Origin of the sequence: Cycloclasticus sp. (assembly GCF_019090545.1) — a bacterium.
GTDB classification, from domain to species: domain Bacteria; phylum Pseudomonadota; class Gammaproteobacteria; order Methylococcales; family Cycloclasticaceae; genus Cycloclasticus; species Cycloclasticus pugetii.
This window is the reverse complement of the sequence record NZ_JAHRVT010000010.1, coordinates 27,932-43,954: the sequence shown is the minus strand read 5'-3', so window position 1 is coordinate 43,954 and position 16,023 is coordinate 27,932. Positions and strand designations below refer to the sequence as shown.

The following is a 16,023-nucleotide window of genomic DNA, read 5'->3' as shown; positions in this document are numbered from 1 at the left end:
AGCATTAGCTGGCTTTATACGCCCCCAATAAGCCCCCTTAATCTAACGCCCCTTACTTTAAGAAGAATCGACTGCAGTGAAAAAACAATATAAAACATACCAAGAAACAGAACAGTATTTACAACATGTTGTTTCTCAGCACCCCAATTTATTTAAACTTCAGAGTATCGGCAGCACTCACGAACAACGTGAGATTATGCTAATCACCGCTTCTTTCGATGTAGAAAAGGCAGAGTCTAAACCCGCTCTTTTGTATACAGGCACCATTCATGCCAGAGAATGGATTGGTAACGAGCTGGCTGTTAAGTTTATTGAATATATCGTCGATAACCATGAGTACAACCCTGAGCTTATCAACATCTTAAGCCGTAACACGCTTTATATGGTGCCTTGTTTAAATCCGGATGGCTTCGAATACTCAATGAAGCATTTCTCATTTTGGCGAAAGAACCGTCGTCTCAATCACGATGGTACCTATGGTGTTGACCTTAATCGTAACTTTAGTGTCGGTTTCCCAGGCTCAAAAAACACTTCATCAAACGTCTATAGTGGGCCACAGCCCTTTAGTGAGCCAGAAACTCAGGCCATCAAACAATTTGTGGACAGTCATCAAAACATTACGATTGCTTTAGATTACCACTCTCAGGGAAATGTTTTTTTCCCTGCCCACAAGTTTAATCATGAAGCCGAACATGAAGGCACAGACCTGAATATGCTATGCGCCAATATGGCCAGAAAAATCTACAAAGTAACAGGGCGTAAATACGGTATTCATCGTGGTAAACCGCCTACAAACTTGATCGGTGGAAGCGGACGAGAATACTATTATAGCCGAGGCATTCTTGCCACTGTTGTCGAAGTCGGTACCCGTAATATTCCCGACTATATGCAAAACATGACCCAGTCGATTAATGAAAATATACCGGCGGTACAATATGCATTAGGTGAGGCAATTAATTATTCCACACACGCTCCAAAACGCGTTACTGAACTTAATATCCTTAAGATTGAAAGTAAATCTGCCACGTTAACGTGGACGTATGAAGAAGATGAGGATATTTATTTTGAAATCTATCGCAATACAAAAAACAAACAAGCCTGCACCGAAAGTAATTTAGTTGGCATTACCCATGCACAAGAGTTTACAGATATAGAACTCGATAGTGGCACCATGTATTTTTACTATATTCGTGCGGTTCATCGCTTGAGTAATATTAAATCGCCTTTTGCTACAAAAATTAGATTAAAAACATTACTAGATCATAATGAATTTTCTAGGGTGCTATTCCCCGGTAAATCCAATGTCGGTTATGTTGGTCAATACACTGGCGAGCAAAATCGCCAACATTTTGGTCACAATTCACTCTTTATTGGCATCAACCAATCCAAAGGTATCTGTACCGGTGTTCTTGAGTTTAGCCTCGATAACATCCCTGAAAATGCTGTTATTAAGTTTGCCAGGGCTTCACTCTACCCAATGAATCGTGTCGCCGCAAAAATTGAGCAGTTTGGAGATTGGTCGATTTCATTTTTAGAGCAAGATAACGTAGCCGATATAACAAACTTTGAAGATATAGAGCAGGCCGAAAGCATTGAAACATTAGGCCAAACAGTTCCATCAGACGCCCTAACACAAGGTATCTGGAGTCATTGGACCTTTAGTGCTCATGAATGTCGAATTCTAGAATCAAACCTAGCAAAACGCTCGGTATTATTTCGCATAGATGGCCCCAAAACACTGCCTCTTGGGCGTGATTCACAAATGATGCAATTCGACATTGGCTATGGAAAATTTGGTGGCGGGATTCATTATCGCCCGCACCTTGAGGTCATTTATACCGTCCCTGAAACAGAAGTGGTCTTATCACCCACGCGCCTTTGTAGTCTGTCAAAAGAGGGTATTGTGGAAAACAAGCTCCTGTCTGGTTTTAGCGAAAATGATGGTAAAACATACGGCTATATTGAGTTTAATCTGTACAGTTTACCGAACCCAGAAGAAACGGTTATTACCGAAGCCTTTATTTGCTTACAAAATAAAAACACACCCCCCAGTGATCGTGATATCTGCTTTAATCTTGAGTTTGTCGACATTAATGCCATCAGCTATTCTGATATCAGAAATCGAACTAATATCGAATATGTTGGTTATGAAGCAACCACGCAAGACCTTGTTCGCAAGCAAAAGCAGTACTTCATTTTCGACAAATATAGTCAATTAACATTAGAAGAAAAACACGAATCTAATGAGGCAGCTGCTTTTGTAATACGAGCCACCTCTGAGTCAGAATCTTATGCAAAATTGATTGACTGGCATGAGGCTGGCCATAAAAATGAAGTGAAATTAGTCGTTAAATATATCAAGCGTCGCAAAAAACCAACGGCAGCGGTTACTGAATTAAAAGCAAGCAATGAAAATGGTCGAATGAAATTAACATGGGCGAACCCACCTACCAAAGCATTTGTTGGCACTTATGTCGTACGCAATAGGTTCCGCCCACCTCGCTCACCCTATGATGGTGTAAAGCTCTATGCTGGTTCGGATAATTACACATACGACAGCTTTGGCTCTAGCAAAATCTCAAAATATTATGCTGCCTTTAGTTATGATGATGTTCCGAACTACTCTGAGCCTCAAGTAATACATTATGAAGCTCATCAAAGCACTGCAGAAAAGCCAACTAACTAGTTTTATATGAATGAATAGCCGATAAACGCTTGGTTTATCGTTAATCTCGCCGGCAATTTGAAAAGCGTATAACGCTTTGTTTTTTGTCGCCTGCTGAGCCCGTTGAAAGCTGGCCAGCGTGTCATAAAAGCCTAATAACTTACTGTCTCGTCAGCGCCAAGTTCTGACTGGTCCTAACAGTGGCTACGGATATAACGCTAGTCACCTCACCCTCTCCTGAAATATTTAAACATGCTGTTTGAAAAGCTTCATACAGCACACTGAGCATAACCATGTTAGATGCTTGTCGATACTTTTAAATAGTTGACAAATCAACTATTGATTTATAATATATATAAAAACTTACATTTGAACTATACAAAATGTCTACTAAAAAACGCTCTCTAGACCAACATCTCTTTGACCTTACTAATGTTATTCAGCCTTCACGGAGAGTTTGGATGCAAACTGTTAGCACTCTTCCTTTTGATCATGGTATTTCCACATCATTAGCCATTATCGTCTTACTAGCATCGCGTTTCGGGCCTCATGTTCAACAAAAAACGCTGGCTATTGAAGCTGGTATTGATGCAGCCGCGCTGGTTCGTATACTTGATCAAGGCGAAGAGACCGGGCTACTCGTTCGTTGTGATGTTCCCAATGATCGTAGAAGCAAAGCCATTAAGCTGCTACCGAAGGGAAAGCGCCACGCTAGCAAAATGGAAGCAACACTTAAGGACCTTCGTTTTAAGCTGATGGGTGATGTGCCAGAAGAAGATATTGAGACAACAACGCGCGTAATGCGTCTGTTGGAAGAGCGATGCCAAGCCTATTTACTAAATGGCAAAACTGATCAAAAATGATTTTTAAACCTGACCAGTGGCTATTCGCATTCAAGCTGTACCTAGCAGCGATGATGGCGTTTACAGTCTCCGCGCATATTGGCCTCCCCGAAACATATTGGACCATTGTTACCTGCTGCGTGGTTATGAACCCCATGAGCGGTGCCGTAAGATCTAAAGCCGTTTATCGATTTGCCGGTACATTTTGTGGCGGGCTTGTCTCGTTGATTTTAGTAAGTTTTTTTGCAAACACACCGATCTTAATGATTGCCTTTATAGGGCTAATTGGTGCAGTAGCATTTGGATGTTCTTTACTAGATCGAACACCGCGAAGCTACGGTTTTCAACTCTTTGGTCTGACCTTAATGATCGTCGCAATACCCTATATAGAACACCCAGCCACACTGTTTGACATAGCCATATTTCGTATCTGCGAAATTGGTCTGGGGATCATATGCTGCACCATGGTCGACAGCATTATTGCTCCACGTTCTTTAAAACCTGGTGTGCAGTTTAAATTGCAAGGTTGGCTGGCTGACATGGAGAAATGGATTGATGATGCCTTTGAAGGCCATATTACCGACGACGAAGCAGTACATGACCGCTTAAAAGCCCTCTCTGATATCAGCTCCTTATCTGCTCTGGCCGCTCAATTGCGTTATGACCCGCTTGTTACACGACGGGAAAGCCAACTTATATTTTCCATACAATTGCGTTTATTGCGCTTAGTGCCGTTGCTATCAGCCATCTCATCTCGCATTGCCGATGCCGAACCCGATATACGCAACAAGTTAACGGCCTCTTTAAAAACAGCGGCCGCCCATGCAAAAAATGGCGAGCCAGCGGACGAAGCCCTACTTACACAAATAACCCAAACGGCTCATAGTATGGATTCCATGTCTGATTGGCGCCATTTAGTTCAAGAAAACATGGCCGAATTGCTAAAAGCTATACTGCATAACTGGTCTGAAATACGCCAATGCCAACAGTCACTAGAACAAGATTCGCCGTTACCGCCTATTCTTGAAAAAGAAGTCAGCAATACACGTTCATTTAAGCTTTATCCGGATACCTATATTGCCAAAAAAATATTTATTGGCAGCCTTATCTCCTTCAGCCTGCTCTGTGTATTATGGTATGCAACAGGCTGGCATCATGCTCCCGCTGCAGTTTTAATGGGGGTTGCTGCTCTCGCCTTCTTTGGTGGTTCAGACGAAGGTGGTCGCGCCATTACCTTATTTGGTCGGTTTACAATTATCGCCTTATTCGCCGCAAGTATATTAAGCTATGGCCTGCTTCCGCTTGCCAATGATTACCCCATGTTTCTGATCATAATGGCGATATTTATCTTACCAATAGGCGCTTGGGCAACGAAAAACCCGATGGCGATACTGCTATTGGCTATGGCTTTTAGCAGCATTAATTTTCAAAGCAGCTACCAACCCTATGATTTTGGTGTCTTTCTTGAAATTTGTATCGCCAACCTTTTAGGCATTTTTATTGCCTTTTGTTCGCTAGGCTTAGTGCGCACGTTGGGCGCCAAACACACCATGGAACGACTTATTCATGAGGGTCGCGAAGAAGTATTAAACCTAACTTACCGCGCCACACCCCGCGATAGAGACGCTTTCCTCAATCGGTCTTTAGATAAAATTGGTTCCCTTGCAAGTAGGCTTGAACAAACCGGTCAAATAAATACTAGCTCTCGTGTTTTAAGTCGTTTGCGTGCAGCTGCAAGTATTGCCGAGCTACGACATACCAGTGCTTACCTGAATGAAGAAACTCGTCGCGTGCTGGAAGACCTATTCACCACAATCCGCCAAGACATTAACCATAAAGAACCGTCAGACAAGCTTTTGGCAAAAATAGACAACGCCCTTTCAACCGCCTGGAAGCATGAGTTGAAATCGGCCAAACATCCACTGTTAAGGGGGCTCATTGGCCTTCGTCTTGCGTTGTTTGAATATGCACCTGCTTGGAGGTATGCCCCATGATCGGAGAAATTGATATAGCTGGAATTTTTATCTCGCCGTTACTCTTATGCTTGCTAAGTGCATTTATTGGAAGAATCATGATTTCAACTCTTTTTGAAAAAACGAACATCTACAAAGTTGTCTGGCATCGCCCCTTATTCGATATGTCCCTATTTTTTATATTACTGGGGATCTCACTTAAAACTTTTTACCTTATAACCGGTTAAAATATGCAAAAAGAAAAAACAATTCACATCCTAAAAGTCATGATGACATGCACGCTGACCGTTCTTGCAGCGTTTGTGCTCTGGCATATCTATTCCTACTATACTTACACTCCGCAAACACGCGATGGCAAGATCAAGGCCGACATTGTTGCCTTATCTTCCGATGTATCCGGCCAAGTAGAGGCCGTCTTTGTTCAGGACAACCAGCAGGTTCAAAAGGGCGATGTATTATTTTCTATCGACACCGATCGCTTGGAAAATACTGTAGCGCAAAACGAAGCTGCTTTAAGCAATGCTAGGGCAACACTTGCTGCAGCAAACAGGGAGGAAAAACGATATAAAACCCTAAAAAACACCATTGTCTCAGAACAAGAACGTGATAACCGTATCTCTGTAGCTGAGCAGGCCCAGGCGAAATATGAACAAGCATTGGCAGACCTGAAACTCGCCCGCCTTAATCTAGAGCGCTCGCAAGTGAAGTCCCCGATCAATGGAATCGTAACCAATTTTTCACTGCGCCCAGGAACCTATGCAACCGCCGGACAACCGGTAATGGCGTTGGTCGATATTGATAGCTTTTATGTCGCTGGGTATTTTGAAGAAACAAAACTAAGCCATATTCGCACTGGCATGCCTGCAACAGTTCATATTATGGGAGAAGACCAAGCTATCAGCGGACATGTCGTCGGGATTTCATCCGCGATTGAAGACCGTGAACGTGCAACATCCTCTAATACACTGATCGCCAATGTCAATCCAACTTTTAACTGGATAAGGTTGGCACAACGTGTACCAGTCCGCATAGCGATTGATGAAATTCCTGATAACATAGCACTTATATCAGGGCGAACAGCCAGCATTACTATCAATAATCATGAAGGTTGATTATTACTTTTTACCGTTCAATAGGGCTAGTTGTAGAAGCCTTCAATATTGATGCAGCACTGATTTTTTGGCTATGCCATCTGCGGCAGATGGCGCTTCGTTTGCAGTTAATGGTGGAGAGAGAGGGATTCGAACCCTCGGTACCTTGCGGTACACACGCTTTCCAAGCGTGCTCATTCGGCCACTCTGACATCTCTCCATAAAACTTATAAAACGCACTGTGCTTGCGTTTTAGGGCGCTGAATTATATCAGCAAACTTAAACCTTTTGTATTTATTGTAGTTGAGACTCTAACTCATCCCAACGTTGATACTTTTCTTGTAATTGTTCATCGATAGACGTTAATTCAGCCATTTTGCTTTTTATCTCTTCTCGGTCTCCTGCATGAAACTCCGCCGTACTCGTTAATTGCTGTAGCTTCGCTAACGTTTCTTCAAGCACCTCGATCTGCTTTGGTAAGTCATCTAATTCTTTTTTAACTTTGAAACTTAATTTCGGTTTTTTAACGGTTTTAGGCTGTTTTTTTTCACTAACCGTTTTACTCGGTTGCTCGGCCTGACTACTGTCTTTAATAATTTGACTCCAATTAGGCAACTCGCCTACATAATCAGTAATGACACCATCCCCTTCAAAAAACCAAAAATTAGTAACCACGTTTTCTAAGAACTTACGGTCGTGACTCACCAGTATTAAGGTACCTTCATAGTCAACCAGTAACTCTTCTAGTAACTCTAATGTTTCAACATCTAAATCATTAGTCGGTTCATCCATCACGATAAAGTTAGCCGGCTGACTAAATAACTTCGCCAGTAAAATTCGATTACGTTCGCCACCAGATAATACTTTTGCTGGTGATCGTGCTCGTTCAGGGGCAAACAAAAAATCACCTAAGTAGCTGATAATATGCCTGTCACGCCCATTAATGGTAATGCTCTCTCGTCCGTCGGAGACTAGGTCAATAACCGTTTTCTCTAGATCCAGAACATCTCTGTGCTGATCAAAATAGGCGACTTTTAGTTTGGTTCCGTGTTTTACAGCACCGGAATCTAATTCAATTTCTTTTAGCAACGCTTTAATGAGCGTACTTTTGCCAATACCATTTGGTCCTACCAATCCTATGCGGTCACCTCGCATTAACCGACATGAAAACTGATCAACCATTTTACGCCCGCCATAGGCAATAGAAATATCCTCCGCCTCTATCACCAACTTGCCAGACTTTTCACCTGATTCAACCTCTAGTTTCGCAGGGCCGGCTAGGTTTCTTCGCTCTGCACGTTCCCGTCGTAACTGTTGTAAAGCCCTCACACGACCTTCATTTCGTGTTCTTCTCGCTTTAATGCCTTGTCTAATCCAGACTTCTTCACGCGCTAGCTTTTTATCAAATTCTGCATTTGTTTTTGCTTCGGACTCTAATGCGGCCGCTTTTCTTTCAAGGTATTGCTCATAGCTACACGACCAACTGGTTAGCTGTCCTCTATCTATTTCTATAATACGTTTCGCTATATTTTGTAAAAAAACTCGGTCATGTGTAATGCAAACCACGGCACCGCGAAAGGTTGCAAGTTGTTTTTCTAACCAAACAATTGTTTCCATATCTAGATGGTTAGTTGGCTCATCTAACAGTAAAACATCAGGCTCGACTACCAAGGCACGGGCTAGCCCTACACGTCGCTTCCAACCACCTGACATTTCATTTATTTTTTTATCGGCGGGTAAATTTAAACGACTTAACACTGAGTCAACACGTTGTTGTAATGACCAGCCATCTAATGCTTCAAATTGATGTTGTAATTTGCCCAGCGCTTCTAAGTCAACATCAGGGTCAAGCAACATGTCGTGATAACGAGCAATTAAGTGACCCACCTCACCCAAACTATCAGCAACAGCATCATAAACGGTGGAGGCATCGGGCAGTAACGGTGACTGCTCAAGTGTTGCTATGGTAATGCCCGCTTGCCGCCAGACCTGACCTGAGTCGGCCAACACTTGCCCAGCCAATACTTTTAACAAGGTCGACTTTCCTTCGCCATTGCGGCCAATTAAGCCCACTCGCTCTTGTTCATCGATTTGCAGGTCGGCATTATCTAGCACTGGTTTTAAACCGAACGCTACACTAACATTATCTAGCTTAAGTAATGGCATATTATTGATTTTGAATAAATTTTCTAATTAAATTGAACGCAAGTGCTGACGCTACTGTTTGTTGACGTAGCGCTCTCCCCCACACTTCCTTTGTGCTTGAAATGTGGCCGTGAGCATCTGCTACTGCGGTAAAAACAGCCACTGTTGTATCATTTACTTTCTTATGAAGTTGCACAAGGCTTAACGCTGTTTTATGCCGAGCACGATTTTCCTTTGCTATCTCAAGCGCCAACGCTTCACCAATGGGTTGCTGCACCGTGCTAAACGCAGTTTGTATGCCTGAAACTTTTGGATAAACAGCTGAAGTTAATAGCCAATCTGCTTGGCACTGGCGGGCGATATCACCCTGCGATAAGGTTTCAATAAGACTCAGTGTCAACTTTTTTTCGGTCATTAACTGATCGACACAATCCGGTAAATTACTGACTGATTGACCCCAACCATCAATGGCAAAAAGGCTAGCACCCAATGCATCACTAACGTTATCAACCCAATATTGAACCTGCTCTTTGGTATGGCTTTGTGGAAAGAGTAGCTTTAATTCATTCTCTGGCATACCCGCTCTAAAACTCACACGAATATCATTGTCAATCTCTAAGCTATTAACGGCTTGCTGGATATCAGACTCTCCCATGCCCATGCTTCGAAATGTAATCAAACGGGGCTGCTCCAGCTTAAATTGGCGCTGTAAATCGGCCAACACAAACGTCTCCATCATCTGTTTCATTTCATACGGTACACCTGGCATAAAGTAAAACCGGCACTGCTGACCGACGGCAGTAAAGCCAGGCGCCGTTCCCCAACGATTATCAATTCGTGTCGAATTTGTGGGCAACAGTGCTTGCTTCTTATTTACATCGGCCATAGGCATTTTTAATTGCGCGAAAAACTCAGCAATCATCACTAAAGCCTCACTATCCATTTCAAGTTCTACTTGAAAGGCTTGAGCAAAGGCTTCGGCGGTTAAATCATCTTGTGTTGGCCCTAAACCACCTGTACACAAACAAACATCAGCCATCGCATCTACTTCTTTAAGCACTTGAACCAAGTCTGCTAAGTCATCCGAAACAGTAATATGCCTAATAACATCGAAGCCTAGCAAGCGACACTGATCAGCCAAAAAAGCAGCATTGGTGTCTACCAAAGCACCTGTAATCACTTCATCGCCTTGTGAAAAAATAATGACGCTAGGCGCCTTGTCTGTTTTATGCATCAAATTGAACCTTGTAACTGGTGAACTTTCTTATATTTAAGACCCCGCTATCTAATATTAGATATTGTCCTTTTATGCCCATTAAACGGCCTTCGACCCTAGCTGTTTTATCAAAATTAAAGGAGGTAACCTTTTGAGGATATTCAACAACGGGGTAATTAATCTCTACCTGCTTAGCATCTTTTATTAACTCTATATCCCCGTCTTTATTAGCCGCCTGAATATTGCTTAACTCAGAGGCTGCAGCCTCAATAAGGCGGTCTCTATGTTCATATAGGTTTTTATGGTCCGCTTGGCCTTTTAACATCTTCCGCCAATCAGTTTTATCCGACACGTGTTGTTTTAAAGCCATCTCAACTTGACCAGACTGTAGACGTGTTCGCACCTTAAAAATGGGCAAGGCCTGTGTTGCTCCTTGGTCAATCCAACGCGTTGGCACCTGTGTATGGCGAGTAATGCCAACCTTTAAGCCAGATGAATTTGCTAAATAAACAAAGTGGTCTTGAAAACAAAACTCTTCGCCCCATTGAGGTTCTCGACACGTACCTAAGTGATAGTGACACGTTTCAGGTTTCATAATGCATAAATCACACTGAGCCAGCTTAGTCATACAATAATAACAAAAGCCTTGGCTATAGCTTTTCTTTGTTCGTTTTCCACAATTTAGACAGTTGATCTCACCTTCATAGGTTAACGCGATGGTTTTACCCAAATATTGGTTCAAGCCAATACGCTCATCACCGATGGGCAATACATATTCAACAGGGTTACTCAAGGTGCTGAGCATTTTCTTTAAATGGCCTTCAATCATGTTCTCTATCCTAATTCAATTAATCCATGCCGATTTGAAACATGGTGGCTGTATAACAACCGATTTATGATGAAACTTAACCTTTTATGAAGTTAAGAAGTCGAATGTTTTCTCTAAATAATTTTCGTAATCAGCAAAGCCGTGATCACCGCCCTCAAGCACCACTTGCTCGCTACCTTGGTAGTAATCAACCCCTTTTTGAAAATCCAACACCTCATCACCCACTTTGGTGAGTAACAGTAAGTTTTGCGCTTGCTGAAGCTTTGGTAAGTGTAACTGCTGCAACTCCTGGAGATGCGTTTGAGTAAAATCAAAGCTCTCTCCGGTATGATAATTAGTATTCTTCCCCAAGGCTTTTTCAAGTATCAAATGCGCATCAACAGCGGGGTTAATTAACACTGCTTTCTTGGCATACTTTTGACTTAAATACGTTGCATAAAAGCCCCCTAAAGAACTACCAACAACACCCCAATATTGATCATCTAACGAGGCTATGTGCGCCTCAACCAAGGACATCGCTTGAGCTGGAGAAGGGGGTAAATCTTTTAAAAACAAGGTATGAACATTGTTTCGCTCAATATAGCTTTTAACTAACTGCGCTTTAAAGGAATCTACAGAACTGCAAAAACCATGTAAGTAAATAATATGCACGAAAAACTCTATTATTAAAAATAAACCATTAGGATAACCGACCCGTTGCAGGCCTGCCATCATTAACGATCAGTTGTTACGCTTCTTAAACGCGACCTACTTCTTCAGCTGAACGGGCATACTCTGCGATAAATTCGTCTTCCGACAGTGGCTTATTAATTAAATAGCCCTGAACTAGGTCACAACTATGCTCTGCTAGGAAATCATATTGATCTTGTGCTTCAACCCCTTCAGCCACAACCTTCATACCTAAATTATGTGCCAACACTATCATTCCATCAACAACAGCCATATCAGCTTCATTTTCTGGTATCTCTTTGATGAACTCCATGTCCAATTTTAAGGTGTTCGCTGGTAACTGCTTAAGATAATTAAATGATGAATACCCTGTACCAAAGTCATCAATAGAAATACTCACGCCCATTGCTGCAATATCGTTTAATTTTTCCAACATCGCATCAATATTGTCCAACACCATACTTTCAGTTACTTCTAATTCTATGTATTTTGGTTCTAATTCATGTTTAGCCAAACACATACCAACCAATGATACAAAATTTTCCTCTGCCATCTGTACCGCGGATACATTAACTGCAACAGTGCCATAGTAGTCATATTCTAATTGCCACTTTTTTGCTGTTGCGCACGCGGTGTCTAGCACCCACAAACCAATTTCTTTAATCAGCCCCATTTCTTCGGCAACAGGTATAAACTCAGCTGGTGATACCATTCCTCTTAACCGGTGCTCCCACCTAACTAATGCTTCTGAGCCTATCACTTCCGCTGTTGATGTGTCTTGTTTCGGTTGGAAGTACAGCGATAACTCATTATCCGCCAACACTTTCCGTAGCTCAGTTTCAATACGCATTCTTTGCTCTAATACCTCACTCATTTCCTGCGTATAAGCACGGTAAGTATTTCTCCCAGCGGCTTTTGCTCTATACATCGCCGTATCTGCATTTTTCAACAACGTCTCTTTTGATAGACCATCATCCGGGTATATTGCCAAACCAATACTAACCCCTGCAAAAACCTCGTTCCCGGCGAGGCTAAATGGTTCTTTTAGCGCATTTAACATGGCCTTAGCAACCTGGTCAGGTGCTGTTTTACCGGTCATATCACTTAATACAACCACAAATTCATCACCACCGATTCGTGCCAACATATCTCCTGAGCGGATACAGTTTTTTAGCCGCCCAGATAGCGCTTTCAACAGAATATCACCAGCTTCATGGCCCATGCTGTCATTAACATCTTTAAACCGATCTAGATCAATAAAGAAAACCGCCACTTTTGAATCTTTTCTCTTGGCATGTTCAAGTTCTTGCTGAAACTGTTCAACAAAAGCAGTTCTATTGGGTAGACCCGTTAATGCATCTTTATAAGCTAATTTATGTACATGTTGATCAGCAAACTGCTTGTCTAACAAACGTCTCACTAGCTGTCTTAAAACTGACAAGTTTATCGGCTTGGGTACAAAATCAGCGGCGCCACTTTCATAGGCTAAATCCACAGATTTTTCACTTTCTAGGGCCGTGGTTATAAGCACTGGAACATCCGAACCACCCTGCATTGCCTTGATTTCTCGACAGGCCTCAAAACCATCTTTAATGGGCATCATTGCATCCATGATAATCACATTAGGCCTTAACACTTCAAACAACCTCACTGCATCACGACCATTAGCACCCAGTTCAACTTGATACCCTTCGCGCTCCAAAACACTTGCTACCGTCATTCGCGTACTTTGATCATCATCAACAATTAACACCACTTCTTTCGTTCGCTTTGTTTGTTCTGTATCAGAAAGTTCTAACGTCGCTAACTTGCTGTTCAAAGATGCTTCAACCAAGGTGAACTCTGTTTCTAACCGCTCAGCTAATGGCGCAATTATCGATTCATCAACAGTGTTACGAGACCAGGCCTCCTCTATTTCAACACAAACAGATACAAAATCTTCCGCCCCCAAGTTACGTGAACTGCCCTTAATTTTATGCGCCACATCCAAACACTTTGTTGTATCACCAGCCTCCATTGCGGCAATTAAGGTAACAATATAGATAGGTGTATCGAGTAGATAGGATTGAACAATTTGTTGAATACCACTGCCAGTATTAGCAACGAGCTCCTTGAATGCCGATTCAACAATTACTGAGCCTTCCGACACTTCAAGCTCTATACCTGATGATTCATCGTCTATTAGAGGGAAACCGAATAGTTTTTCAAGCTTGGCCAATAACGCTGACAATTGAAACGGCTTTAATAAATAGTCATCCATCCCGCTATTAATACAGTGTTCAAAGTCACCTGGTTGATCTTTCGCCGTTAAAGCAATAATAATCGGCTGCCGGTACTTAAGGTCTAACGCCCGGATTGCTTTAGTTGCTTCATACCCATCCATCACTGGCATATTGCAATCCATCAAAATCAGATCATAGTTTTTTTCTTTAAAAGCATTCAGTGCTTCAAGACCATCATTGGCCACATCAGACGATATACCTATTTCCTTTAGTGTTGCCTCGGCTACCAGTTGGTTAGTCACATTATCATCGACAACTAGGGCCTTTATACTTTGCAAAACATCTGATGTCTTGATCTTGGGTTTTTTCCCAATCTCCGCTGACGTGCTCCCCTTACCTTCAGAGAATACATCTATTAATGTCATCCGTAACTTCTCATACCGTACAGGACGGTCAATTGATCCTACAAATAACGGCAAGCTTTCGTCTGCAGAGCTAATTTTGCTGCCAAACCGGACCATCGGAATTAACTTTGTACCAGAAAATTCCTCATTCGCCTTAAAACTCGCTAAAAACGCAGTCATATCCCCCAAACTATAATCAACATTAAACAGGCAGCTATCCAACCCTCTGCCCGACTTTAACTCGTCCTTTAGGATGAAAATGGCCTCATCTAAACTGTTAACTATTTGACATTCAACCCCCCACGCATCGAACATCCCTTCAAGATAATGTTGAGTTTCTTCAAACGGTTCAATTAACATCACCCGTTTTCCACTCAATAATTCAACCTCATCGGCAGGTTCTTCGAAGGAAATATTATGCGTTTGCATTGGAAGTAATACTCTGAAGCTTGACCCTTCATTGACTTCACTAGTAACCGATACAGAACCCCCCATTAACTTTGTCATTTGATTAACGATCGTCAATCCAAGTCCGGTTCCACCATATTGATTGGTTGTTTCTGCACTGACCTGACCAAAAGGCCTAAAAATTTCACTTAATGCGCCTTCCGGTATTCCAATACCCGTATCAGTCACTGCTATCTCAATCAAAGAACGCCCCTTTGAGGATGACACAATTTTTGCTGATAAAGTAATATGCCCCTGGCTTGTGAATTTGACCGCGTTATTTAATAAATTACTGATGACTTGTCGAATCCTTACCGCATCACCTCGAACAAACATTACATTGTCGGTGGGCAAATCCAAACAAAGCTCTAAATCTTTAACTTGTATTTTCTCTGCATATAACAACGCTAGCTGTTCAAGCAACAACCTTAAATCAATATCCTCCAGTGCCAGCTGAAAATTCCCCGATTCCATTTTACTAAAGTCCAACACATCATTGATCATTTGCAATAAGGAGTCACCTGATTTACTCGCTACCTCAAGGTATTCATGCTGATGCTGTGGCAAGCCCATTTCTTTGAGCAAATTAACCATGCCCAAAATGCCATTAAGTGGCGTTCTAATTTCATGGCTTAGGTTCGCTGCAAAATCTGATTTAATTTTAGCTGTTTGTACGGCTTGATCCCTCGACTGTTCAAGTTCACTACTTCGCGTTTCCAGCACCTTCATCATCTGATTGAACGCTTCAGACATATGGCCAAGTTCCGCAGCAACCTCATGTTCGGCTCTAAGCCCGATCTCACCTGATGCTGCTTGAATCATGATCGATGAAAAGTCTTTTAACGGCCTTGTTAAACGCCGAACTAGCAAGCTCATCAGTACTAATAAAACCAACGCAACCGCAATAATAATGCCTACGTTGGCGACAAATAGTGTCTGGGCATACTGAACTAAGGACGGCTTATCAAGTATCAGCATTAAGTATGCAGCAGGTATTTCCCCATTATTATTGAGCCGAGCGGTAAAGTAAAAGGCTTGTTCCGTCTCACGCTCTAGCCTCGTTCCCTCCAAGTCAACATCTTGCCAGCCGCTTATTAACTCATACTCTGTGTTCTTTTTGACCGATGATATTTCTTTGAAATCTGCATCAAAAATAATGATGCTTTGCACACCCTCAAGTTTAAAAAAAGGGGTCGCTAAATAGCCTAATAGTTCTTCAATACCGCCAGAAAAAGGAGTTGAAAGCTGATCGATTAAAGCTTCAGCTACTCTCTTACCGTGTTGAACATAATCGGCCCGCTCTTGCTCATAGGCTTTATATGAAATTAAAGCTGATGAGATGACTGATAAAAAAATAGCTCCTATCAACAAAGCAAGGTTTAATTGCTGGCCTAAACCCTTTTTATGTTTTTTTATGCCCATAATCCAAACCCTAATTTAACGGCTTCCTTATCTAGCTATAATGTTAGTTTAAATACTTCGCCATGCTAGCTATTGTCTTATCATTAATAACGTACATC

The 16,023-nt window shown here is 42.1% G+C and carries 10 protein-coding genes and 1 tRNA gene; 5 read left to right on the top strand and 6 right to left on the bottom strand.

Annotated elements, in window-relative coordinates; translation table 11 throughout:
- Positions 1-76 precede the first annotated feature (76 nt).
- From KUG63_RS02550 to KUG63_RS02530, 5 genes are all read left to right on the top strand, one after another.
- A complete protein-coding gene (locus tag KUG63_RS02550) occupies positions 77-2,686 on the top strand; it encodes a M14 family metallopeptidase (RefSeq protein ID WP_287553921.1) in 2,610 nt (869 codons plus the stop codon).
- Between the two features lie 440 nt (positions 2,687-3,126).
- A complete protein-coding gene (locus tag KUG63_RS02545; protein ID WP_287553920.1) occupies positions 3,127-3,528 on the top strand; it encodes a MarR family winged helix-turn-helix transcriptional regulator in 402 nt (133 codons plus the stop codon).
- The gene (locus KUG63_RS02540; RefSeq protein WP_287553919.1) at positions 3,525-5,501 is read left to right on the top strand and encodes an FUSC family protein; all 1,977 of its coding nucleotides are present in this window, start codon (positions 3,525-3,527) and stop codon (positions 5,499-5,501) included. The genes KUG63_RS02545 and KUG63_RS02540 overlap by 4 nt, the downstream gene beginning before the upstream one ends.
- Positions 5,498-5,707, top strand: coding sequence for a DUF1656 domain-containing protein (locus KUG63_RS02535; protein ID WP_287017326.1), 210 nt, complete (start codon positions 5,498-5,500; stop codon positions 5,705-5,707). Before KUG63_RS02540 ends, KUG63_RS02535 begins: the two co-directional genes overlap by 4 nt.
- 3 nt (positions 5,708-5,710) lie before the next feature.
- Positions 5,711-6,592, top strand: coding sequence for an HlyD family secretion protein (locus KUG63_RS02530; protein WP_016389732.1), 882 nt, complete (start codon positions 5,711-5,713; stop codon positions 6,590-6,592).
- Between the two features lie 111 nt (positions 6,593-6,703).
- On the opposite strand, the gene KUG63_RS02525 is transcribed toward KUG63_RS02530, so the two are convergent.
- The 6 genes from KUG63_RS02525 to KUG63_RS02500 all read right to left on the bottom strand — a co-directional run bounded on the left by KUG63_RS02525 (position 6,704) and on the right by KUG63_RS02500 (position 15,925).
- Positions 6,704-6,791: transfer RNA gene (locus KUG63_RS02525), tRNA-Ser, on the bottom strand.
- A gap of 74 nt (positions 6,792-6,865) precedes the next feature.
- Complete coding sequence (locus KUG63_RS02520) at positions 6,866-8,737, bottom strand: ATP-binding cassette domain-containing protein (protein ID WP_020161901.1); 1,872 nt, start codon at positions 8,735-8,737, stop codon at positions 6,866-6,868.
- 1 nt (position 8,738) lies between these two features.
- Positions 8,739-9,950 carry a competence/damage-inducible protein A gene (locus tag KUG63_RS02515; RefSeq protein WP_015005439.1) on the bottom strand — a complete coding sequence of 404 codons (1,212 nt, stop codon included), beginning with the start codon at positions 9,948-9,950 and terminating at the stop codon, positions 8,739-8,741.
- The gene (locus KUG63_RS02510) at positions 9,943-10,761 is read right to left on the bottom strand and encodes a DUF2797 domain-containing protein (RefSeq protein ID WP_015005438.1); all 819 of its coding nucleotides are present in this window, start codon (positions 10,759-10,761) and stop codon (positions 9,943-9,945) included. The genes KUG63_RS02515 and KUG63_RS02510 overlap by 8 nt, the downstream gene beginning before the upstream one ends.
- A gap of 84 nt (positions 10,762-10,845) precedes the next feature.
- Entirely contained in the window at positions 10,846-11,475 is a 630-nt protein-coding gene (locus KUG63_RS02505) for a YqiA/YcfP family alpha/beta fold hydrolase (protein ID WP_041932956.1), read from the bottom strand.
- Positions 11,476-11,497: 22 nt separating this feature from the next.
- Positions 11,498-15,925 carry an EAL domain-containing protein gene (locus tag KUG63_RS02500; protein WP_287553918.1) on the bottom strand — a complete coding sequence of 1,476 codons (4,428 nt, stop codon included), beginning with the start codon at positions 15,923-15,925 and terminating at the stop codon, positions 11,498-11,500.
- Positions 15,926-16,023 lie beyond the last annotated feature (98 nt).

Bases quoted from the DNA above. Each gene is read 5' to 3' on its own strand.
- KUG63_RS02505 (WP_041932956.1), bottom strand. From the start codon at position 11,475: ATGATGGCAGGCCTGCAACGGGTCGGTTATCCTAATGGTTTATTTTTA.
- KUG63_RS02510 (WP_015005438.1), bottom strand. From the start codon at position 10,761: ATGATTGAAGGCCATTTAAAGAAAATGCTCAGCACCTTGAGTAACCCT.
- KUG63_RS02515 (WP_015005439.1), bottom strand. From the start codon at position 9,950: ATGCATAAAACAGACAAGGCGCCTAGCGTCATTATTTTTTCACAAGGC.
- KUG63_RS02500 (WP_287553918.1), bottom strand. From the start codon at position 15,925: ATGGGCATAAAAAAACATAAAAAGGGTTTAGGCCAGCAATTAAACCTT.
- KUG63_RS02535 (WP_287017326.1), top strand. From the start codon at position 5,498: ATGATCGGAGAAATTGATATAGCTGGAATTTTTATCTCGCCGTTACTC.
- KUG63_RS02545 (WP_287553920.1), top strand. From the start codon at position 3,127: ATGCAAACTGTTAGCACTCTTCCTTTTGATCATGGTATTTCCACATCA.
- KUG63_RS02520 (WP_020161901.1), bottom strand. From the start codon at position 8,737: ATGCCATTACTTAAGCTAGATAATGTTAGTGTAGCGTTCGGTTTAAAA.
- KUG63_RS02540 (WP_287553919.1), top strand. From the start codon at position 3,525: ATGATTTTTAAACCTGACCAGTGGCTATTCGCATTCAAGCTGTACCTA.
- KUG63_RS02530 (WP_016389732.1), top strand. From the start codon at position 5,711: ATGCAAAAAGAAAAAACAATTCACATCCTAAAAGTCATGATGACATGC.